This window comes from Streptomyces sp. NPDC006012 (assembly GCF_042871185.1).
Classification (GTDB): Bacteria; Actinomycetota; Actinomycetes; order Streptomycetales; family Streptomycetaceae; genus Streptomyces.
The window spans coordinates 334,941-355,469 of the sequence record NZ_JBIAIE010000005.1 but is presented as its reverse complement, the minus strand read 5'-3'; the positions used below and the strand labels follow the sequence as shown (position 1 = coordinate 355,469).

At 70.6% G+C, this 20,529-nt stretch carries 16 protein-coding genes; 4 read left to right on the top strand and 12 right to left on the bottom strand.

Features of this window, described 5'->3' with window-relative positions; all coding sequences use genetic code 11:
- Window positions 1-65 precede the first annotated feature (65 nt).
- Window positions 66-2,213, bottom strand: coding sequence for a primosomal protein N' (locus ACFYPJ_RS13070; protein ID WP_389014857.1), 2,148 nt, complete (start codon window positions 2,211-2,213; stop codon window positions 66-68).
- A 295-nt stretch (window positions 2,214-2,508) separates the two neighbouring features.
- On the opposite strand from ACFYPJ_RS13070, the gene ACFYPJ_RS13065 reads away from it, so the two are divergent.
- From ACFYPJ_RS13065 to ACFYPJ_RS13050, 4 genes are read left to right on the top strand one after another with little or no spacing between them, the layout of a single operon-like run.
- The gene (locus ACFYPJ_RS13065) at window positions 2,509-3,813 is read left to right on the top strand and encodes a helix-turn-helix domain-containing protein (protein WP_389014854.1); all 1,305 of its coding nucleotides are present in this window, start codon (window positions 2,509-2,511) and stop codon (window positions 3,811-3,813) included.
- A 14-nt stretch (window positions 3,814-3,827) separates the two neighbouring features.
- Complete coding sequence (locus tag ACFYPJ_RS13060) at window positions 3,828-4,580, top strand: toll/interleukin-1 receptor domain-containing protein (protein WP_389014851.1); 753 nt, start codon at window positions 3,828-3,830, stop codon at window positions 4,578-4,580.
- Window positions 4,577-6,517, top strand: coding sequence for a hypothetical protein (locus ACFYPJ_RS13055; protein ID WP_389014848.1), 1,941 nt, complete (start codon window positions 4,577-4,579; stop codon window positions 6,515-6,517). The genes ACFYPJ_RS13060 and ACFYPJ_RS13055 overlap by 4 nt, the downstream gene beginning before the upstream one ends.
- A gap of 30 nt (window positions 6,518-6,547) precedes the next feature.
- Complete coding sequence (locus ACFYPJ_RS13050; protein ID WP_389014845.1) at window positions 6,548-7,624, top strand: hypothetical protein; 1,077 nt, start codon at window positions 6,548-6,550, stop codon at window positions 7,622-7,624.
- 83 nt (window positions 7,625-7,707) lie between these two features.
- On the opposite strand, the gene metK is transcribed toward ACFYPJ_RS13050, so the two are convergent.
- The 11 genes from metK to ACFYPJ_RS12995 form a co-directional block, all read right to left on the bottom strand.
- Window positions 7,708-8,931 (bottom strand): methionine adenosyltransferase, encoded by a 1,224-nt coding sequence (gene metK, locus ACFYPJ_RS13045; protein WP_389014843.1) that lies wholly within the window; start codon window positions 8,929-8,931, stop codon window positions 7,708-7,710.
- A gap of 240 nt (window positions 8,932-9,171) precedes the next feature.
- Window positions 9,172-10,374 (bottom strand): bifunctional phosphopantothenoylcysteine decarboxylase/phosphopantothenate--cysteine ligase CoaBC, encoded by a 1,203-nt coding sequence (gene coaBC, locus ACFYPJ_RS13040; RefSeq protein ID WP_389014840.1) that lies wholly within the window; start codon window positions 10,372-10,374, stop codon window positions 9,172-9,174.
- Window positions 10,375-10,573: 199 nt separating this feature from the next.
- Window positions 10,574-10,846 carry a DNA-directed RNA polymerase subunit omega gene (gene rpoZ, locus ACFYPJ_RS13035; RefSeq protein WP_005319902.1) on the bottom strand — a complete coding sequence of 91 codons (273 nt, stop codon included), beginning with the start codon at window positions 10,844-10,846 and terminating at the stop codon, window positions 10,574-10,576.
- Window positions 10,847-10,884: 38 nt separating this feature from the next.
- On the bottom strand, window positions 10,885-11,442 hold the full coding sequence (gmk, locus tag ACFYPJ_RS13030) for a guanylate kinase (RefSeq protein ID WP_389014837.1): 558 nt from the start codon (window positions 11,440-11,442) through the stop codon (window positions 10,885-10,887).
- 59 nt (window positions 11,443-11,501) lie between these two features.
- The gene (locus tag ACFYPJ_RS13025; protein WP_030810589.1) at window positions 11,502-11,825 is read right to left on the bottom strand and encodes an integration host factor; all 324 of its coding nucleotides are present in this window, start codon (window positions 11,823-11,825) and stop codon (window positions 11,502-11,504) included.
- A gap of 300 nt (window positions 11,826-12,125) precedes the next feature.
- Window positions 12,126-13,013 carry an orotidine-5'-phosphate decarboxylase gene (pyrF, locus tag ACFYPJ_RS13020; RefSeq protein ID WP_389014834.1) on the bottom strand — a complete coding sequence of 296 codons (888 nt, stop codon included), beginning with the start codon at window positions 13,011-13,013 and terminating at the stop codon, window positions 12,126-12,128.
- Window positions 13,010-14,125, bottom strand: coding sequence for a quinone-dependent dihydroorotate dehydrogenase (locus ACFYPJ_RS13015; protein ID WP_389014832.1), 1,116 nt, complete (start codon window positions 14,123-14,125; stop codon window positions 13,010-13,012). Before ACFYPJ_RS13015 ends, pyrF begins: the two co-directional genes overlap by 4 nt.
- 70 nt (window positions 14,126-14,195) lie before the next feature.
- Window positions 14,196-17,504 (bottom strand): carbamoyl-phosphate synthase large subunit, encoded by a 3,309-nt coding sequence (carB, locus tag ACFYPJ_RS13010; protein WP_389014829.1) that lies wholly within the window; start codon window positions 17,502-17,504, stop codon window positions 14,196-14,198.
- Window positions 17,497-18,654, bottom strand: a complete 1,158-nt coding sequence (carA, locus tag ACFYPJ_RS13005) for a glutamine-hydrolyzing carbamoyl-phosphate synthase small subunit (protein ID WP_389014826.1) — start codon at window positions 18,652-18,654, stop codon at window positions 17,497-17,499. Before carA ends, carB begins: the two co-directional genes overlap by 8 nt.
- Window positions 18,651-19,244, bottom strand: coding sequence for a hypothetical protein (locus tag ACFYPJ_RS13000; RefSeq protein WP_389014823.1), 594 nt, complete (start codon window positions 19,242-19,244; stop codon window positions 18,651-18,653). The genes carA and ACFYPJ_RS13000 overlap by 4 nt, the downstream gene beginning before the upstream one ends.
- Window positions 19,241-20,527 carry a dihydroorotase gene (locus ACFYPJ_RS12995; protein ID WP_389014820.1) on the bottom strand — a complete coding sequence of 429 codons (1,287 nt, stop codon included), beginning with the start codon at window positions 20,525-20,527 and terminating at the stop codon, window positions 19,241-19,243. Before ACFYPJ_RS12995 ends, ACFYPJ_RS13000 begins: the two co-directional genes overlap by 4 nt.
- Between the last annotated feature and the right edge of the window lie 2 nt (window positions 20,528-20,529).

Genomic DNA, 20,529 nt, shown 5'->3' with positions numbered 1-20,529 from the left:
GGGTAGCACAGGGAGGGGTGGGAGTAGAGGCAGGGGCAATAGCAGCGGCAGGGGCAGGGGCCCCGTCACCCGATGTCCGGCGGATCGATCCGTACGCGCACTCCCTCCTCGCCGCCCCGCACCATCCGTGCGGCCTGCGCCGCCTTCAGCGCGGTCGCCAGTGCGGCCCCGCTGCCGGGCGGCACCCGGACCAACGCACGCTCCCACTGCTCGCCCGGTGGTGGCCCCCCGGCCCGCCGCGGTCTCCCGGACGGTGTGACCGGCAAGGGAACCGGCCCCAGCACCTCTGCGTCCGACGGGAGTTCGACCTCCGCGAGAAAGCCGGCGACGGCCTGTACCGGCCCCGCCAAGGCCGCCATCCGGGACACCGGCGGGAACCCCAGCTCCGCCCGCTCGGCCAGCTCACGCACCGCGTGCCCGACCGGATCCCACCGCACCAGTGCCTGCACGGGCCGCAGCGTCGGCTCAGCCACGACCACCACCGTCCCGCCATCGCCCTGCGGGCGGACCAGCGCGGCGGCCCCGAGCCATCGGCGCAACGCGTCCTCGCCGGCCCGCAGGTCGGGGCGGCCCAGCATGGCCCAGCCGTCGAGGAGCAGCGCCGCCGCGTAGCCGCCCTCGGCGACCGGCTCGGCTCCCGGGGTGCTCACGACCAGCGCGGGCGCCCCCGGCACCGTGTCCAGTACCTGTTCGCGCCCCGAGGTCCGCACCGGTACCGCGGGGAAGGCCCGCCCCAGTTCCTCGGCGGTCCGCCGCGCCCCCACGACCTGCGCGCGCAGCCGCAGCGACCCGCACTGCGGGCAGTGCCACGCGCTCTCCTCACGACCGCACCAGCCGCACCGCAGCGCTCCCGCGTCCTGTGCCTCCAACGGCCCGGAGCAGTGCCGGCAGCGGGCCGGCGCCCGGCAGGTCACGCAGGCCAGGCGCGGCACGTACCCCCGACGGGGCACCTGCACGAGCACCGGCCCGTGCCGCAGCCCGTCCCGGACCACCTGCCAGGCAAGCGTCGGCAGCCGGGCGGCGTGGGCGGCCTCGTCCCGTGCCAGGTCGCCGTCGCCCACCGTCCGTACCAGCGGAGCGGCCCGCCGCACCTGCTCCCGGCTCGCGACCAGGGGCCGCGCCCAGCCGGTCTCCACCAGTTGCGCGGCCTCCACGGTGCAGCTCCGACTGCCCAGCAGGAAGGCGCACTTGTCCTGGGTGGCGCGCAGCAGGAGCACATCGCGGGCATGCGGCTGCGGGGCGTGCTGCTCGCTGTGGTTGTCGTCCCCGTCGTCCCAGATGGCGACGAGTCCCAGATCCTGCACGGGCGCGAACATGGCGGCCCGCGTGCCGACGACGGCCCGTACGGTGCCCCGGCGCACGGCCAGCCACTGCCCGTACCGCTTCTCCGGCCCAGCGTCGGCGGTGAGCAGGGCATGCCGCCCCTGACCGAGGAGTTCGGTGAGCGCGGCGTCGACCCGGGCGGCGGCGCGGCCGTCCGGTACGACGACGAGCGCACCGCGCCCCGAGGCGAGCGTGGCTGCCACGGCCCGGGCCAGCTCCTCGCTCCAGCGGGGGCCGGGCAGCGCGTTCCACACGGCGCGGGGTACGCCTCCCGAGGCCAGCGATTCGACGAAGGCCGCCCCTCGCTCGTACCGCGCCCAGGAACCGGGCTCGGGGGGCGCCGGCGGTGGCGGCGGCACGGGCGACGGCCGCCGCTCCGCACGCGCGCTGCGCGGCGGCACGGCCAGTTGCAGCACGTCGGCGAGGCTCCCCGCGTACCGGTCGGCGACGGCTCGCGCGAGCCTCAGCAACTCCTCGCTCAGCACCGGTTCCGGGGACACCACCTGGGCCAGCGCGGCCAGCGGCCCGGAGTAGTCGGACTCGGCCCGCCGCTCCACGAGGAACCCGCCGATGAGCCCGCCGCCCTCCCGGCGCCCTTCCCGCACCCGGTGCCGTCCGGCCCCGAACCGCACCCGCACCCGCACCCCCGGCTGAGCCTGCTCGTCCAGCTCCTCGGGCACGGCGTAGTCGAAGTACCGGTCGAGATGGAGCACGCCCTTGTCGACCAGCACCCGGGCGACGGGCAGCTCTTTCGCCAGCGCGGCCCCCCGCCAGGTCCGCGGCTTGGCCCGCGGCGCCCTGGCACCGCGCACACTCTCCCGAATGAGCGCGAGCTGCTCCGGCGGCGCACCCTCCGCACCCCCGTCACGGCCCTCGTTCTCGCTGCTCACGCTTGCATTCTTACCAAACGCCACCGACAACCGCCGCCGCCCGGCCCTCGCCCCTGCCTCCGCCGGAAGAACATCGGCGCAGGCCGGGCGCCAGCAGCCGCGAGCCGACGTCCCGCCGCGAGCCGCGCACCGCGTTCCTTGGCCGGAACAGCTTTCTCGACAGGTCGTCGGGTTCGGGCTTCGCTCCTGAGGAGGAAACGGGAAACGCCTGTTTCGCCTTGTCCGGCCCAGTCGCCTGCCGCACGCTGAGTCGCGGCGCTCACCGGCTGCCGGCCGGGGAGTGACGGAGGTTGAAGTGCGGGAGCAGTGGCACGACTTCGGGCCGGAACTGCGCAGGCGGCGCATGGCCGCCCGGCTTTCCCTGCAGCAGTTGGGGCAGCGCGTTCACTACAGCAAGAGCCAGCTCAGCAAGGTCGAGCGAGGGATCAAACGGCCCACGCCCGAACTGGCGCGGCTGTGCGACACCGAACTCCGGGCCGGGGGTGCGCTCGCTCGGCTCGTGGTCCTCCAGCACGCCCGAACGCCGCTGCCGGCCCCTGGAAACGATGACGAGGTGTGGCTGATGCAACTCCGCAAGGACGGTTCGAGTTCTTTCCAACCGGTGACGCGGCGAGACCTGATCGCCGCCGGAGCCGCCTCCGTACTGGCCCTCCGCGCCGGTGGCCCGCACGAGGTCTTCCCCACCCAAAGACCGGCTGACACGGCGGACACACTGGTCGACACGTCGCTGACCGTATTCAAGCAGTTACGGCGCCTGGGGCAGGTTTCCGGCCCTGCCAGCGTCCTGCCCACACTCATCAGCCAGACCCACACGGTCGAGCAGTTGGCCGCTCACAGCGGCCCCCGGTCACGGCGGACTCTGCTGGTTCTCGCCTCCCGCTACGCGGAGTACGCGGGATGGATGGCCCAGGAATCCGGTGATGACGAGGCCGCTGTCTGGTGGACCGACCGGGCCGTGCAGTTGGCGGCCGCCGGCGCCGATGCCAAGCTCGCGGTCTACGCGCAGGTCCGACGCTCGTTGATCAGCCTGTACCGCGGTGATGTCGGCGAAGCCGTACGACTGGCCGCTCATGCCTTGGAGAGCGACGCGCCCGCTCGTGTCCGCGGGCTCGCCGCACAGCATCTTGCTCAGGGCAATGCAGTCGCGGGTGACTACGACGCGTGCATGCGCAGCCTTGACCGTGCCCGGGATCTACTGGAACTGAGCGCCGAGGACCCCGCACAGCCGGTGCTGGGTGCGTCTCACGTACCCGACGTCGTCTCGATGTTCACCGGCTGGTGCCTGCACGATCTGGGACGCCCGCAGCGGGCGGCCGCGCTCCTCGACAAGGAGACGGCACGCATACCGGAGCATGCGTTCCGCACTCGCGCACGGTACGGCGTCCGGCGCGCCCTCGCCCATGCGGCGGCCGGAGACATCGACCACGCATGCGGAATCACCACGGATGTCCTGCCCTGCGTACCGCTCGTCGGCTCCGCGACGATCGCCGCCGATCTGCGTCGCCTCCGCCACACCCTGGGCCGGCACGCGCGAAACAACTCGGTGCGGAAGGTCATGCCCGACCTGTCCGCAGCCCTGACTCACGCCTCCACCTTCTAGGAAGGGGTCCGACCATGCACGAGATCTTCCTCAACTACCGTACGGAAGACGGCAAGGAGATCGCTCACCTGTGCCACCGGGGCCTGCTGTCCAGGTTCGGTGAGGACAGCGTCTTCCTCGCGCGGAAGTCGATCGAACCGGGCAGCAAATTCGCAGACGCCCTCGTGCAGACCGCCCGCCACAGCCGGGTCCTGCTCGCTCTGATCGGCAAGGGCTGGCTGGACGCACCGGACCGCAAGCGCCCCGGCCGGCGGGCGCTGGACGATCCCGGCGACTGGGTTAGGCGGGAAATCGAAGCTGCTCTGTCATCCGGTTCCCTGGTCGTGCCGGTGTTCATCGACCGCAGGGTGGAACAACTCGATCCGCGCCGGCTGCCCCGTTCGATGGCCGAGCTCGCCGAGTGCCAGTACACGCGTCTGGGCCTGAACACCATCGACAGCGATCTCGCCCACCTGGGAGACCGCCTCGCCCGCTTGATTCCCGCGCTCGCCGCCTTGGCCGGCGATGCCGGGGAGAGCGCCTCAGCCCCGGCCGACGGGCCCAGTGGCGTCCGCACCGACCACCAGAGCGGCGGTATCGGCCAGGTCGGCGGGTCTGTGGGCACCTTTGTCAACGACGCGCACGCCCCTTTCCACTCAGGCCAGGGCAATCTATACGGGGGCCCGCATATTGAAGGCGACGGCACGAACTACGTGGCCGGGGACAACCACGGTGGGATCCGTCAGGGCTTCGGCACGCGCCCGCCGCGTGGGGGCGAGGAACGGTGACGGGCTCTTTCAGTTCGTTCGTCGGGGCGGCCTACGGCTCGGTGCACTCCGGCGAGGGCCATCAGTTCAACATTTACGTCCAGGCAGCGGAGCATCTGCTGAACGAGCGGGCGCGCGGGCGCAACCGCTCGATCGCCGAGGCGGACCGTCAACGCCTGCACGAGCGCTTCGTGTCCCCTCCCGGCCTCCAGCACGCACGGAACCGGCTCCGGAACGAGCGCACCGTGCTGGTGGACGGGCTGCCTGGAAGCGGCCGGCGCACTGCCGCTCTGATGCTGCTGCACGAACTGCCGGAGACCCGGGGCAGCCTGCACGAGCTACCGGACACGACGGACGACGAAACGGCCTTGCCGCTCGACCCTGCCGACGTCAACCCCGGTGACCGGCTCTTACTGGATCTCTCGGAAGCCGAGGAGTCCCGTTACGTAGCCGTACAAGGCGCATTGTCGGACTTCCGGGCCACCGTGATCGAGCGCGGTGCCCATCTCGCGGTGGTGCTGCCGCACCATCTGAGCTACCTGCTCCGGGGCGACCTGCGGCATCTGACAGCCGAGACCCGGCGTCCGAACGCCCGACGCGTGCTCGCCACGCACCTGCGGGTCGAGGGCATCCTCCCGCTGGACGAAGAACTCGGGGATCCAGAACTTGCCGCCTATCTCATGCGTGTACCGATCGCCGATGTCGCGGCGCTCGCCGAACGGGTCGGACGTTGCCGGAACACTTCGACGGCCGACCGGGGCTTTCCGGACTGGCTCACGGAATCGCTCGCGGAGCAGCACGACCAAAGAGGCCGCGTGGCGGCGGACCTGTCGGCCGCCGGCGGGCGGCACAGGGCACTGCTGCTGTCCCTCGCGATGTTCCACGACACGACCCCCGACGTGGTATTGAGGGGGGCGAACGCCCTGCTCGGGGTGCTCAGTCATCCGCCTGATCCCACTCCCCGGCTGGACCGCGCGGACCTGCATGCGGAACTGTCCGCGATCCATGCCGACAGCGGCCCGGACGGCAGGATCCGGTTCAGCCTCGTAGGCTACGACCGGGCCGTACGGAACCATTTCTGGACCTACCTGCCCGACATCCGCCGTGAACTGCGCGACTGGCTGAGTACTCAGGTGGCCGATCTCTCGGTGGCCCCGTCGGTTCGCATACAGGCCGTGGACAGATTCGCGGACCAGGCATTTCGCACAGGCCGACCGGAAGATCTGGTGTGGCTCACCGACCGGTGGATGTCGTCCAGGGCACCGGGCCACCTGGTGCCGCCGGCCGCTCAGGCGCTCGCCATCGGTCTCAACAACGACCGCTTTGGCCAGTTCTTCCGTCAGCGGATCTACGACTGGGCGACCTCCCAGGAGACGAGCGACGCGTTGCGCCAGGTGCTGGTCGTGGTCTGCTCCCAGACCATGGCGCACTCCCATCCGGACCAGGCATTGGTGCGGCTGCATCATGTGAGTCGCCGCACCGGCGGAAGCACTCTGGCATCCGCCGGCCGGGCCGTTCTCACACTGTCGAGGTCCGACGACCGTCTGTACCAAAAGATGCTGGATCGGCTCTCCGCCGGAATCGCCTCGGGTCAGTGGTCGGCGGACTTCGCCCTCTTCCGGGACCTGGCGGACCCGGTCCGCCTCATGCGGCACGGGGATGTGCGCAGGCTCCTGGCCCTCGGCTGGAGCGGACTGCTGGGCCGACCCGTCACGGAGTGGGCGGGCACCGCGGAACGCTGGCTCACCGTGGGCGAGGACGTGAAGAATCGCGAGCCCGTGACCGACGTGCTGGCCTCAGCCTGCGGTGAGGACCATACGGCCGCCGGACGCCTCTACCGAGTCGCTCTCGGCTGGCAGCGCGCCGAACGCAGTATCCGTCGCGTGGACACCCTCTCCTGCCTGCTGCTGAAACTCGATGCCGCGCAGGGCATCGAGCCCTACTCAGCTGTCGCCTGACAGGCGAACCGAAACCCGAGGTAGCCCTCCATGAGCTCTGGCCACAGGACGATGACCCTCTTCGTCACCGTCATCCTGGGATTGATCGCCGTCATCCTCGGACTCACTGTCCATTGGCCGATCTGGGTCTGGCCCGTCTCGGCCGCGCTCCTGCTGATCGTCGCGGCCGTTGTACAGAAGATCCTGACAACGGAAAGCGCACCGGCCACACCCGAACCGCCGGTCACGGGGGAAGACCCGCAACACCGCGTCCTGCACGTGGCGCTGCCCAGTTCCGTCGCGGACTACGACTTCTCCTTTTCCGCCACGGTTCTGTGGCAGGTGGTGGACACCCCCGAGGAGGCACCTCCCATCAACCCCGCGGCCCTCGCCGTCGATGCCGTGTTGCAGCGGGCTCGCGCGGTGACGGCCCAGCAGCCTCCGCACCACAGCGCGCTCGCCCAGCACCAGCTCGATGCCGTGCTGGCCACCATGCGGAAGGACACCACCGGACGGATCATGGCCATGGCCCACGATGTCGCTCTCAGACTTCCGGAGCACGACCGTGAACGACTCGTGAAACTCTCCAACGTCCGCAAGGACGAGGACGTCTGGGAACACGAGCGCAACTACGAACGCAACAAGAGGGCCTATCTCAGCGAGGACGTCCTCAAGGACACGGGCAGCGCGGTGGTGTGGTGGTTGTCCCGCAACGAGGAGGAAGTCGACAGCACGGTCGGGCGGATAGGCATGCTGGCCCAGTTGTCGGCTGCCGCCAACAACGAGACGGTGGCACCTCCGTTCGAACATCTTGTCGCACCGCCGTGGGGCGAAATCACCGACGCGGACCAGGGTTTCCCGGCAGGCGGGCCGCACCGGCAGCCGTACCTGTCCGAGCCGCCTCCGGGCACTGGCTCCGCCTCTGATGACGCCGTCGACTCGTTCCTGGCCTGGTTCGGTTTCTCGGCGGACGATCCGGATGTGACTCTGTTCACGGAACGGCTCGCCAAACTCGCCGCGGCACATGGCAAGAGCGAGATGGTTGATGCCCTGCAGCGCCGTTTCGCCTTCGACCAGCCAGAACCGGAGGACGACGAGCCCCCGCAGGGGGAGGACTTCACGCCGTGAAGTGCCGAGGCCGCCCCCACGACACGCCAGGACCCGGCTCCCCCGAAGGAGAACCGGGCCCCGGCCACAGCCGTACGCCGAAGCTACAGGCCCACGGCCTCACGCAGGGCGTCCACGCGGTCCGTGCGCTCCCAGGTGAAGTCCGGCAGTTCGCGGCCGAAGTGGCCGTAGGCCGCGGTCTGGGCGTAGATCGGACGGAGCAGATCGAGGTCACGGATGATGGCGGCCGGGCGGAGGTCGAAGACCTCGTCGATCGCCTTCTCGATCCGCTCGGGCTCGACCTTGTGGGTGCCGAAGGTCTCCACGAACAGACCGACCGGCTCGGCCTTGCCGATGGCGTACGCGACCTGGACCTCGCAGCGCGAGGCCAGGCCCGCGGCGACCACGTTCTTGGCGACCCAGCGCATCGCGTAGGCGGCCGAGCGGTCCACCTTGGACGGGTCCTTGCCGGAGAAGGCGCCGCCGCCGTGGCGGGCCATGCCACCGTAGGTGTCGATGATGATCTTGCGTCCGGTGAGGCCGGCGTCGCCCATCGGGCCGCCGATCTCGAACCGGCCCGTGGGGTTGACCAGCAGGCGGTAGCCCTCGGTGTCCAGCTTGATGCCCTCGTCGAGCAGCGCCTTCAACTCCGGCTCGACGACGAATTCCCGGATGTCGGGCGCCAGCAGGGACTCCAGGTCGATGTCCGACGCGTGCTGGCTGGAGACCACCACGGTGTCGAGACGGACCGCCTTGTCGCCGTCGTACTCGATGGTGACCTGCGTCTTGCCGTCCGGGCGGAGGTAGGGGATGGTGCCGTTCTTGCGGACCTCGGACAGCCGCTTGGACAGCCGGTGGGCCAGGAAGATCGGCAGCGGCATCAGCGTCGGCGTCTCGTCCGTCGCGTAGCCGAACATCAGACCCTGGTCGCCCGCGCCCTGCTTGTCCAGTTCGTCCTTGTCGCCGACCACCGCGCCGCCGTCGACCCGGGACTCGTAGGCCGTGTCCACGCCCTGGGCGATGTCCGGGGACTGCGCGCCGATCGACACCGACACGCCGCAGGAGGCGCCGTCGAAGCCCTTTTTCGAGGAGTCGTAGCCGATTCCGAGGATGGTGCCCCGGACCAGGGTCGCGATGTCCGCGTACGCCTTGGTCGTTACCTCGCCGGCCACGTGCACCAGGCCGGTCGTGATCAGCGTTTCCACGGCGACCCGGGAAGTCGGGTCCTCACGCAGAAGCGCGTCGAGAATGGTGTCGCTGATCTGGTCAGCGATCTTGTCGGGGTGACCCTCGGTCACGGACTCCGAGGTGAACAGGCGACGGGACACAACGCTCCCTGGGGTTGCAGCGGCTGCTGGCTGATCTTTGGCGGACGGCGCGGGGAGCTGCGCCCGGCGACATCCGCACAACAGTTTATCGGTCGCACTTCGCCGCGGGCCCAGCAGTCTCGCGGGTTGGGAACGCTGTGACCTGCGGCACGGGCATTCTGCCCAATGCCGTGCCGCATTGACCAGAGGCTCCCCGGGAGAATGTCGCGTGGGAGGAAGCTGTCGAACGACTGAAGCAAATCAGTCCAAACGATCCCGTACCAGATCCCAGACGATCTCGGCAAGAGCCTCCTTGGGGCCGTGCGGCACCGGAATCTCGCCACCGTCGGCGCCGAGCACCACGGCCTCGTTGTCCTCGGAACCGAACGTCTTCCCCTCCCCCACCTCGTTCACCACGAGGAGGTCGCACCCCTTGCGTGCCAGCTTCGCCCGGCCGTTGGCGAGGACGTCGTCGGTCTCGGCGGCGAAGCCGACGATCACCTGTCCGGGTCGCGCCCGGTCGGCCGAGATCTCCGCAAGAATGTCCGGATTCCGCACCAGCACGATGGGCTCGGGGTCCTGGCCGTCCTTCTTCTTGATCTTCCCGGTCGCGTAGGCGGCCGGGCGGAAGTCGGCCACGGCGGCCGCCATCACCACCGCGTCGGCGTCGGCGGCGGCCTTGAGCACCGCCTCGCGCAACTGGACCGCCGAGCCGACCGGGACGACGTCCACGCCGGCCGGGTCGGGCAGGCCGGTGTTCGCCGCGACCAGGGTCACCCGGGCGCCCCGTGCGGCGGCCGTGCGCGCGAAGGCGTAGCCCTGCTTGCCGGAGGAGCGGTTGCCGAGGAAGCGGACCGGGTCGAGGGGCTCGCGGGTACCGCCGGCGGAGACGACGACGTGCCGCCCCTTCAGGTCGGGCTCGGTGACCCCGCGGGCCAGTACGCGCCGGCAGACCTCGAAGATCTCGCCGGGGTCGGGCAGCCGGCCCTTGCCGGTGTCGACGCCGGTCAGCCGCCCGACCGCGGGCTCGATGACGACGGCGCCCCGGCGGCGCAGCGTCGCCACGTTCTCCTGGGTCGCCGGGTGCTCCCACATCTCGGTGTGCATGGCCGGGGCGAAGACGACCGGGCAGCGCGCCGTCAGGAGCGTGTTGGTCAGCAGGTCGTCGGCGAGGCCGTGGGCGGCCTTGGCGAGCGTGTCGGCGGTGGCGGGGGCCACGACGACGAGGTCGGCGTGCTGGCCGATACGGACGTGCGGGACCTCGTGGGCGTCGTCCCAGACCTCGGTGGAGACGGGGTTGCCGGACAGGGCGGACCAGGTGGCGGCGCCGACGAAGTGCAGCGCGGCGGCGGTGGGGACGACGCGCACGTCGTGCCCCGACTCGGTGAATCTGCGCAGCAGCTCACAGGCCTTGTAGGCGGCGATGCCCCCGCTGACCCCCAGAACGACCTTCGGCTTGTCCACCGTCTCTCCCCGGACTCGGAAACCCGTGTGTGACCCGTACTACATGCCCATGCTGCACCACAGCGAGGCGCCCGCCCCGCTCCCCCGAGCACACCACAGGCCCGGCAGCTCATGCTGACGGGCCTGTGGACAAGTCGACCGCGGTCTGAATGTATGACCGCGATGGCTGACCGCGCGGGTCAGGTACTGCCGCGCGTGGTTACTGCGCCGGGCCTTCGATGGCCTCGGAGGTCAGCAGACCCGCGTTGATCTCGCGCAGGGCGATCGAGAGCGGCTTCTCGTGGACATGGGTGTCGACGAGTGGACCGACGTACTCAAGCAGGCCCTCGCCGAGCTGCGAGTAGTACGCGTTGATCTGACGGGCACGCTTGGCCGCGTAGATCACGAGGCTGTACTTCGAGTCGGTGGCCTCAAGCAGCTCGTCGATCGGCGGGTTGATGATGCCCTCGGGCGCGGTGATGGAAGAGGACACGCTCTACCTTCCGAAAGATGGGAAAAGATCAGACACAATCACACAACGTCCATCAAGGCTAGCAGCTCGCCCGACACATCCTCGACAGAGGTGTTGACCAAGGTCAGGTCGAACTCCGGCTCGGCGGCCAATTCGGTCCTGGCCGCCTCCAGACGGCGTTCGATCACCTCGGGAGGCTCGGTGCCACGGCCGGTGAGCCTGCGCACCAGCTCCTCCCAGGTGGGCGGAGCCAGGAACACCAGCTGGGCCTCCGGCATGGACTCACGGACCTGCCGGGCGCCCTGGAGATCGATCTCCAGGAGGACGGGCTCGCCCGCCTCCAGGCGGTCCAGCACGGCCGTACGCGGCGTGCCGTAGCGGTTGCCGGCGAATTCGGCCCACTCCAGCAGCTCGCCGTTGGCGATCAGCTTGTCCATCTCCTCGTCGGTGACGAAGAAGTAGTGGACGCCATGCCGCTCGCCGGGGCGGGGTCTGCGGGTGGTCGCGGACACCGAGAGCCAGACCTCGGGATGTTCCTTGCGCATATGGGCGACGACCGTGCTCTTGCCGACCCCGGAGGGGCCGGAGAGCACGGTCAGCCGCGGACGTTCACTCATGCAGCGATTATTCCAGCAATCCCGGAGTGCCCGGGACTCCCTTCCCGGAGTACCCGGGGTCAGGAACCGGTGCTGCCGAACTCGCGCTCCAGGGAGGCGATCTGGTTGGAGCCGAGGCCACGTACACGGCGGCTCTCGGAGATGCCGAGACGCTCCATGATCTGCTTGGCGCGGACCTTGCCCACGCCCGGCAGGGACTCAAGCAGAGCAGAGACCTTCATCTTGCCGATGACCTCGTTCTCCTGGCCCTGCTTGATGACCTCGTGAAGCGAGGCGCCGGAGTGCTTGAGTCGATTCTTGACCTCGGCCCGCTCCCGGCGAGCCGCGGCGGCCTTTTCGAGCGCGGCTGCGCGCTGTTCAGGGGTAAGGGGCGGAAGAGCCACGCCTACGTCACCTCGGATGTCGAACTATTCGGATACGGACCGGTGAGGAACCTAGTCGCCCCACACCTGGGGAGGCACGAGCAACACGCTGGCCCGTTCTCCCCCACTGCCTTGAGAGCGTGGGAGGTACCTCCACTGCTCGGAGACTAGCGGGCAAGTCCGCCAGAGTCAGCGAGAACAGCGGAAAAGTCCTGGTCAGCCTCCACCAGGTCGGACATTTCAGACATACTGCCCCGGATTTGAGAATGTATCCAGACTCAAAGGCATCCCCGCGCCGCCGTCCGGCACCCGCCGAAGTACTCAGCCGGCCGTCACACAGGCCCGGATCTCCTCCGCGAAACGTTCCGCGGCGGCCCACAGCGCCCTGGGATCGGGACCGTGACGCAGAACACTCCGGCTGACGTTCGGGACCACATTGCGCACGGCTTTTCCGAAAAGCCCCGGAAGGTCGGCCGGGGTCGCCCCCTGGGCGCCGATGCCGGGCGCGAGGAGCGGGCCGTTGATGTCCAGGTCGTACGCCGACAGGTCGCCGAGCGTGGCGCCCACGACCGCGCCGAACGAGCCCAGCGGCGTCCGGCCGGCGTTCTCCGCCGCCAGGTGTGCCAGCATCGTCGCGCCGACGGTCCGGCCGTCGGGACGCACCGCGCGCTGCACCTCGCCGCCCTCCGGATTGGAGGTCAGCGCCAGCACGAAGAGGCCCGCGCCGCTCTCCCGCGCCAGCGCCAGGGCGGGGCTCAGCGAGCCGTAGCCGAGGTACGGCGAGACGGTCAGGGCGTCCGAGAACAGCGGGGCGTCCGGGTGCAGGAACGCCTCGGCGTAGCCGGCCATGGTCGAGCCGATGTCCCCGCGCTTGGCGTCCATGACGACCAGGGCACCGGCCGCGCGCGCCTCCTGGACGGATTTCTCCAGGACGGCGATCCCGCGCGAGCCGAAGCGCTCGAAGAACGCGCTCTGCGGCTTGAGGACGGCGACCCGGCCGGCCACCGCCTCGACGACCGTGCGGCTGAACCGCTCCAGGCCGGCGACGTCATCGCCCAGGCCCCATTCGGCGAGCAGGGAGGCGTGCGGGTCGATGCCCACGCACAGCGGTCCCCGCTCGTCCATGGCGCGGCGCAGGCGTGCCCCGAAGGGTTCTGCGGAGGAACGCCCGGGCCCAGCGGGCCCGGACGAAGTGCGGTGGTCGCTCATGCGGTCCTGCCTGCCTTCTTCACGTCGGCGCCGACCGCGTCGGCGAGGGTGGCGTACGGGCTGGTGCCCAGGCGGGCGGCGAGGCCCTTGTGGATCGCGCGGGCCCAGAAGGGGCCCGCGTAGACGAAGGCGCTGTAGCCCTGGACCAGGGTGGCGCCCGCCAGGATGCGCTGCCAGGCGTCCTCGGCGTTCTCGATGCCGCCCACGCCCACCAGGGTGATCCGGTCGCCCACGCGCGCGTACAGGCGCCGCAGCACCTCCAGGGAGCGCGTTTTCAGGGGTGCGCCGGAGAGTCCGCCGGTCTCCCCGACGACCGAGGAGGCGGAGACCAGGCCGAGGCCGTCGCGCGCGATGGTGGTGTTGGTGGCGATGATGCCGTCCAGGCCCAGTTCGACCGCGAGGTCGGCGACGGCGTCGACGTCCTCGTTGGCGAGGTCGGGCGCGATCTTCACCAGGAGCGGCACACGGCGGCCGGGCAGCGCGCGGCCGGCGGCGGCGCGGACCGCGGTCAGCAGGGGGCGCAGCGCCTCGGTGGCCTGTAGGTCGCGCAGTCCCGGAGTGTTCGGCGACGACACGTTCACGACCAGGTAGTCGGCGTACGGGGCGAGCCGTTCGGCCGACTTCACGTAGTCGGCGACCGCGTCCGCCTCGGAAACGATCTTGGTCTTGCCGATGTTGACGCCCACCACGGTGCGGAAGACGGGCTCGCGGGCGGCGAGCCGGGCGGCGACGGCGAGCGAGCCCTCGTTGTTGAAGCCCATGCGGTTGATCAGCGCCCGGTCGGCGACCAGCCGGAACAGCCGCTTCTTCGGGTTGCCGGGCTGCGACTCGCCGGTGACCGTGCCGACCTCGACGTGGTCGAAGCCCAGCATCGCCATCCCGTCGATGCCGACGGCGTTCTTGTCGAAGCCGGCGGCGAGCCCGAAGGGGCCGTGCATGCGCAGCCCGAACGCCTCGGTGCGCAGTTCCCTGTGCCGGGGGGCGAGGACGGCGGCGAGGAAGGTGCGCAGCACCGGAATGCGCGCGGCCCGGCGGATCCAGCGGAAGGCAAGGTGGTGGGCCTGCTCCGGGTCCATCCGCGAGAAGACCAGGCGGAAGAAAAGCTTGTACATGTCAGTGTCCTCTGGGTGAGCCCCACGAAGAGGGGGACACCGTTTCCGGTGTCCCCCTGGGGGCCGCTGGCTAGTCGCGGGCCGCGGTCAGGTGCCGCGCGTGTTCCTGGAGCGAGCGGACGCCCACGTCCCCGTGGGTGAGCGCGTCGATGCCCTGGACCGCCGCGGCGAGCGCCTGGACCGTGGTCAGGCAGGGCACCGAACGGGCCACCGCGGCCGTACGGATCTCGTAGCCGTCGAGCCGGCCGCCGGTGCCGTACGGGGTGTTGACGATGAGGTCGACCTCGCCGTCGTGCACGAGCTGGACGATGGTCTTCTCGCCGTTCGGACCGGTGCCCTCGGACTGCTTGCGCACGACCGTGGCGTTGATGCCGTTGCGCCTGAGGACCTCGGCGGTGCCGGAGGTGGCGAGCAGTTCGAAGCCGTGGGCGACCAGTTCGCGCGCCGGGAAGATCATCGAGCGCTTGTCGCGGTTGGCGACCGAGATGAAGGCGCGGCCCTTCGTCGGCAGCGGCCCGTACGCGCCCGCCTGGGACTTGGCGTACGCCGTGCCGAAGACGGAGTCGATGCCCATGACCTCGCCGGTGGAGCGCATCTCCGGGCCGAGCACGGTGTCCACGCCCCGGCCGCGAATGTCCCTGAAGCGCGACCAGGGCATGACGGCCTCCTTGACGGAGATCGGCGCGTCCAGCGGCAGTTCGCCGCCGTCGCCGCGGGCCGGGAGCAGCCCCTCGGCCCGCAGGTCGGCGACTGCCGCGCCGAGCGAGATCCGGGCGGCGGCCTTGGCCAGCGGCACCGCGGTCGCCTTGGAGGTGAAGGGGACCGTACGGGAGGCGCGCGGGTTGGCCTCCAGGACGTACAGGATGTCGCCCGCCAGCGCGAACTGGATGTTGATCAGGCCGCGCACGCCGACGCCCCGCGCGATGGCCTCGGTCGAGGCGCGCAGGCGTTTGATGTCGAAGCCGCCGAGGGTGATCGGGGGCAGCGCGCACGCCGAGTCGCCGGAGTGGATGCCGGCCTCCTCGATGTGCTCCATGACGCCGCCGAGGTACAGCTCCTCGCCGTCGTAGAGCGCGTCCACGTCGATCTCGATGGCGTCGTCGAGGAACCGGTCGACGAGCACCGGCCGGGAGGGGCCGATCTCGGTCGACTCGGCGATGTAGGACGCGAGGCGGGTCTCGTCGTAGACGATCTCCATGCCGCGTCCGCCGAGGACGTAGGAGGGCCGCACGAGGACCGGGTAGCCGATCTCGTCGGCGATGGCCTTGGCCTCGGCGAAGGTGGTCGCCGTGCCGTGCTTCGGGGCCGGCAGGCCGGCCTCGGCGAGGACCCGGCCGAAGGCGCCGCGGTCCTCCGCGGCGTGGATGGCCTCGGGCGGGGTGCCGACGATCGGCACGCCGTTGTCCTTCAGCGCCTGGGCGAGGCCCAGCGGGGTCTGGCCGCCGAGTTGCACGATCACGCCCGCGATCGGTCCCGCCTGCGCCTCCGCGTGGACGATCTCCAGCACGTCCTCAAGGGTCAGCGGCTCGAAGTAGAGGCGGTCGGAGGTGTCGTAGTCGGTGGAGACGGTCTCCGGGTTGCAGTTGACCATCACGGTCTCGTACCCGGCGTCGGACAGCGCGAAGGACGCGTGCACGCAGGAGTAGTCGAACTCGATGCCCTGGCCGATCCGGTTGGGACCGGAGCCCAGGATGATCACCGCGGCCTTCTCGCGCGGCGCGACCTCGGTCTCCTCGTCGTAGGAGGAGTAGAAGTACGGCGTCCGCGCGGCGAACTCGGCCGCGCAGGTGTCGACGGTCTTGTACACCGGGCGGATGCCGAGGGCGTGCCGCACCTCGCGCACGACGTCCTCGCGCAGCCCGCGGATCCCGGCGATCTGCTGGTCGGAGAAGCCGTGCCGCTTGGCCTCGGCGAGCAGGTCACCGGTCAGCTCGGGGGCGTCGGCCAGCTCGTCCGCGATCTCCTTGATCAGGAACAGCTGGTCGACGAACCACGGGTCGATCCTGGTGTGCGCGAAGACCTCCTCGGGCGTGGCGCCCGCGCGGATGGCCTGCATCACGGTGTTGATCCGGCCGTCGGTGGGCCGCTCGGCGGCTTCGAGCAGGGCGGTCCTGTCGCCCGGCTCGCCGACGAAGGTGAACTGGCTGTCCTTCTTCTCCAGCGAGCGCAGCGCCTTCTGGAAGGCCTCGGTGAAGTTGCGGCCGATGGCCATGGCCTCGCCGACCGACTTCATGGTCGTGGTCAGTGTGGAGTCGGCGCTCGGGAACTTCTCGAACGCGAATCGCGGAGCCTTGACGACGACATAGTCGAGGGTCGGCTCGAAGGACGCCGGGGTCTCGCGCGTGATGTCGTTGGGGATCTCGTCGAGGGTGTAGCCGACGGCGAGCTTCGCCGCAATCTTCGCGATCGGGAATCCAGTGGCCTTGGAGGCAAGGGCCGAGGACCGGGACACGCGCGGGTTCATCTCGATGACGATCACCCGGCCGTCCTCGGGGTTCACCGCGAACTGGATGTTGCAGCCGCCGGTGTCCACGCCGACCTCGCGGATCACGGCGATGCCGATGTCACGCAGGATCTGGTACTCGCGGTCGGTCAGCGTCATCGCCGGGGCGACGGTGATCGAGTCGCCGGTGTGCACGCCCATGGGGTCGAAGTTCTCGATGGAGCAGACGACCACGACGTTGTCGTTCTTGTCGCGCATCAGCTCCAGCTCGTACTCCTTCCAGCCGAGGATCGACTCTTCGAGGAGCACCTCGGTGGTCGGCGAGAGCGTGAGGCCCTGCCCGGCGATACGGTGCAGCTCGTCCTCGTCGTACGCGAAGCCGGAACCGGCGCCGCCCATCGTGAAGGACGGCCGGACCACGACCGGGTAGCCGCCCAGCTCGTCGACGCCGGCGAGGACCTCGTCCATCGTGTGGCAGATCACCGAGCGGGCGGACTCGCCGTACCCGGTCTTGCGGCGGACCTCTTCCACCACGGCCTTGAACAGGTCGCGGTCCTCGCCCTTGTGGATGGCCGCCACGTTGGCGCCGATCAGCTCGACGCCGTACTTCGCGAGGACACCGTTCTCGTCCAGGGAGATCGCGGTGTTCAGGGCCGTCTGGCCGCCCAGGGTGGGCAGCAGGGCGTCCGGCCGCTCCTTGGCGATGATCTTCTCGACGAACTCCGGGGTGATCGGCTCGACGTAGGTGGCGTCGGCGATCTCCGGGTCGGTCATGATCGTCGCCGGATTGGAGTTGACGAGGATCACCCTGAGGCCCTCGGCGCGCAGCACGCGGCAGGCCTGGGTGCCGGAGTAGTCGAACTCCGCGGCCTGGCCGATGACGATCGGGCCGGAGCCGATGACCAGGACGGACTGGATATCGGTGCGCTTAGGCACGCTGGCCCTCCATCAGGGAGACGAAGCGGTCGAACAGGTAGGCGGCATCGTGCGGACCCGCTGCCGCTTCGGGGTGGTACTGGACGGAGAAGCCCGGCTGGTCGAGCAGGTGCAGCCCCTCCACCACATCGTCGTTGAGGCAGACGTGGGAGACCTCGGCGCGGCCGAACGGCGTGTCGCTGACCCGGTCGAGCGGCGCGTCCACGGCGAAGCCGTGGTTGTGCGCGGTGACCTCGACCTTCCCGGTCGTACGGTCCTGCACCGGCTGGTTGATGCCCCGGTGGCCGTACTTGAGCTTGTACGTCCCGAAGCCGAGGGCCCGGCCGAGGATCTGGTTGCCGAAGCAGATGCCGAACAGCGGCGTGCGGCGCTCCAGTACGGCGGTCATGAGGGCGACCGGGCCGTCGGCGGTGGCCGGGTCACCGGGACCGTTGGAGAAGAAGACGCCGTCCGGCGCCACGGCGTACACGTCCTCGGGGGTCGCGGTCGCGGGCAGCACGTGCACCTCGATGCCCCGTTCGGTCATCCGCTGCGGCGTCATGCCCTTGATCCCGAGGTCGACGGCGGCGACGGTGAACCGTTTCTCGCCGACCGCCGGGACGACGTACGCCTCCCGGGTCGCGACCTCCTCGTACAGGCTCGCGCCCTTCATGTGCGGCTGGGCCTGCACGCGCGCGAGGAGGTCCGTGGCGGGGGCGAGGGAGGCGCCGGAGAAGACCCCGGCCCGCATGGAGCCGCGCTCCCGCAGATGGCGGGTGAGGGCGCGGGTGTCGACGCCGGAGATGCCGACGACGCCCTGGCGGACGAGTTCGTCGTCCAGGGAGCGCGTGGCACGCCAGTTGGACGGCACGCGCGCGGGGTCGCGCACGACGTAACCCGAGACCCAGATGCGGCCGGACTCGTCGTCTTCGTCGTTCCAGCCGGTGTTGCCGATCTGCGGGGCGGTCGCGACGACGATCTGGCGGTCGTACGACGGGTCGGTCAGGGTCTCCTGGTAGCCGGTCATGCCGGTGGAGAACACGGCCTCGCCGAAGCTCTCCCCCACGGCTCCGTAGGCGCGGCCGCGGAAGATCCGGCCGTCCTCCAGGACGAGTACGGCGGGAATCACCTCTTTCCTCTGCGAGGCGTTCCCGTGTGTGGAGGTCGTCATCGTCCGGCGCCTTCCGTGCTGAGTGTCTTGATCATGGAGTTGAGGGCCTCGACCCACTCGTCGTGCTCCGCCGCGTGGTCGGAGCGGAAACCGGAGTCGATCAGCCGGTCGCCGTGCGCCCAGGTCACGACGAGCAGGCCGCCCTCGGTGAGGACCTTGCCCGCGATGCCCTTGTCGAGCCGCGCCTCGCGCAGCGCGGCGGCGGGCACGAAGAAGTCGGCCGCCCCGGGGCGTACGACGTCCAGGCCCGCGTCCGTCAGCGTCAGCTCGGCCCGGCTGCGGGTACCGAGGCCGCGGGCCACGATGCGGTCCAGCCACTGCCCGGCGGTGGTGGAGCCGTGGTAGCGGCCGGTCATCGTCAGTGCGGCCGGGCCGGGGTCCGGCGGCGCCGTCGGCAGCTCCGGCAGGTCGCCCTGGAGCGTGCCGCGCCACTTCCAGCCCTCGCGCATCAGCCAGTAGACGAGCGCCACGAAGAGGGCGAGTCCGACGAGCCAGCCGATGCGGCCGGCCCAGTCGGTGACCGGGGCCGACTTCTGTTCGGCGGCGAGCGCGGGCGCGAAATTGGCTGCGAGCAGCGTTGCAGGTGTCACGTGAGCTTCCCGTCGACGAGCGTGGCCTTGCCCCGCAGCCACGTGTGGGTGACACGGCCCGGCAGCTCGCGCCCCTCGTACGGGGTGTTGCGGCTGCGCGAGGCGAAGCCCGCGGGGTCCACCCGGCCACGGTATGCCGTGTCGACGAGGGTGAGGTTCGCGGGCTCGCCTGCCGAGACGGGACGGCCGTGGCCGTCGCACCGGCCGATCCGGGCCGGGGCGAACGACATGCGGTCGGCGACGCCCGCCCAGTCCAGCAGGCCGGTCTCCACCATCGTCTCCTGGACCACCGACAGCGCGGTCTCCAGGCCGACCATGCCCATGGCGGCCGCGGCCCACTCACAGTCCTTGTCCTCGTGCGGGTGCGGGGCGTGGTCGGTGGCGACGATGTCGATCGTCCCGTCCGCGAGCGCCTCGCGCAGGGCCAGCACGTCGCGCTCGGTGCGCAGCGGCGGGTTCACCTTGTAGACCGGGTTGTACGAACGCACCAGTTCGTCGGTGAGCAGCAGGTGGTGCGGGGTGACCTCGGCGGTGACGGCGATACCGCGGGACTTGGCCCAGCGGACGATCTCCACGGAGCCGGCGGTCGACAGGTGGCAGATGTGGACGCGGGAGCCGACGTGCTCGGCGAGCAGGACGTCCCGGGCGATGACCGACTCCTCGGCGACCGCGGGCCAGCCGCCGAGACCCAGCTCGGCGGAGACGACGCCCTCGTTCATCTGGGCGCCCTCGGTCAGCCGCGGCTCCTGCGCATGCTGCGCGACGACCCCGCCGAACGCCTTCACGTACTCCAGCGCGCGCCGCATGATCACGGCGTCGTCGACGCACTTGCCGTCGTCGGAGAAGACGGTGACGCCCGCGGCGGACTCGTGCATGGCACCCAGTTCGGCGAGCTGCCTGCCCGCCAGGCCGACGGTGACGGCGCCGATCGGCTGCACGTCGCAGTAGCCGTGCTCCTGTCCGAGCCGGTAGACCTGCTCGACCACGCCGGCGGTGTCGGCGACCGGGAAGGTGTTGGCCATGGCGAACACGGCGGTGTAGCCGCCGGACGCGGCGGCGCGGGTGCCGGTCAGCACGGTCTCGGAGTCCTCGCGGCCGGGTTCCCGCAGATGCGTGTGCAGGTCGACGAGGCCCGGGAGCAGGACTTTCCCGGCGGCCTCCACCACCTCGGCGCCGTCCGCACCGAGCCCGGCACCCACGGCGGCGATGGTCCCGCCGTCGATCAGGACGTCCTGCGGTTTGCCGCCGAGCACGTCGGCACCCCGGATCAGGATCTTGCTCATGG

What these genes read in the sequence shown, in the direction of transcription:
- ACFYPJ_RS12995 (WP_389014820.1), bottom strand. Translation starts at nt 20,527, where the DNA reads ATGAGCAAGATCCTGATCCGGGGTGCCGACGTGCTCGGCGGCAAACCG.
- ACFYPJ_RS13050 (WP_389014845.1), top strand. Translation starts at nt 6,548, where the DNA reads ATGAGCTCTGGCCACAGGACGATGACCCTCTTCGTCACCGTCATCCTG.
- ACFYPJ_RS13060 (WP_389014851.1), top strand. Translation starts at nt 3,828, where the DNA reads ATGCACGAGATCTTCCTCAACTACCGTACGGAAGACGGCAAGGAGATC.
- pyrF (WP_389014834.1), bottom strand. Translation starts at nt 13,013, where the DNA reads ATGAGCGACCACCGCACTTCGTCCGGGCCCGCTGGGCCCGGGCGTTCC.
- carA (WP_389014826.1), bottom strand. Translation starts at nt 18,654, where the DNA reads ATGACGACCTCCACACACGGGAACGCCTCGCAGAGGAAAGAGGTGATT.
- ACFYPJ_RS13015 (WP_389014832.1), bottom strand. Translation starts at nt 14,125, where the DNA reads ATGTACAAGCTTTTCTTCCGCCTGGTCTTCTCGCGGATGGACCCGGAG.
- gmk (WP_389014837.1), bottom strand. Translation starts at nt 11,442, where the DNA reads ATGAGTGAACGTCCGCGGCTGACCGTGCTCTCCGGCCCCTCCGGGGTC.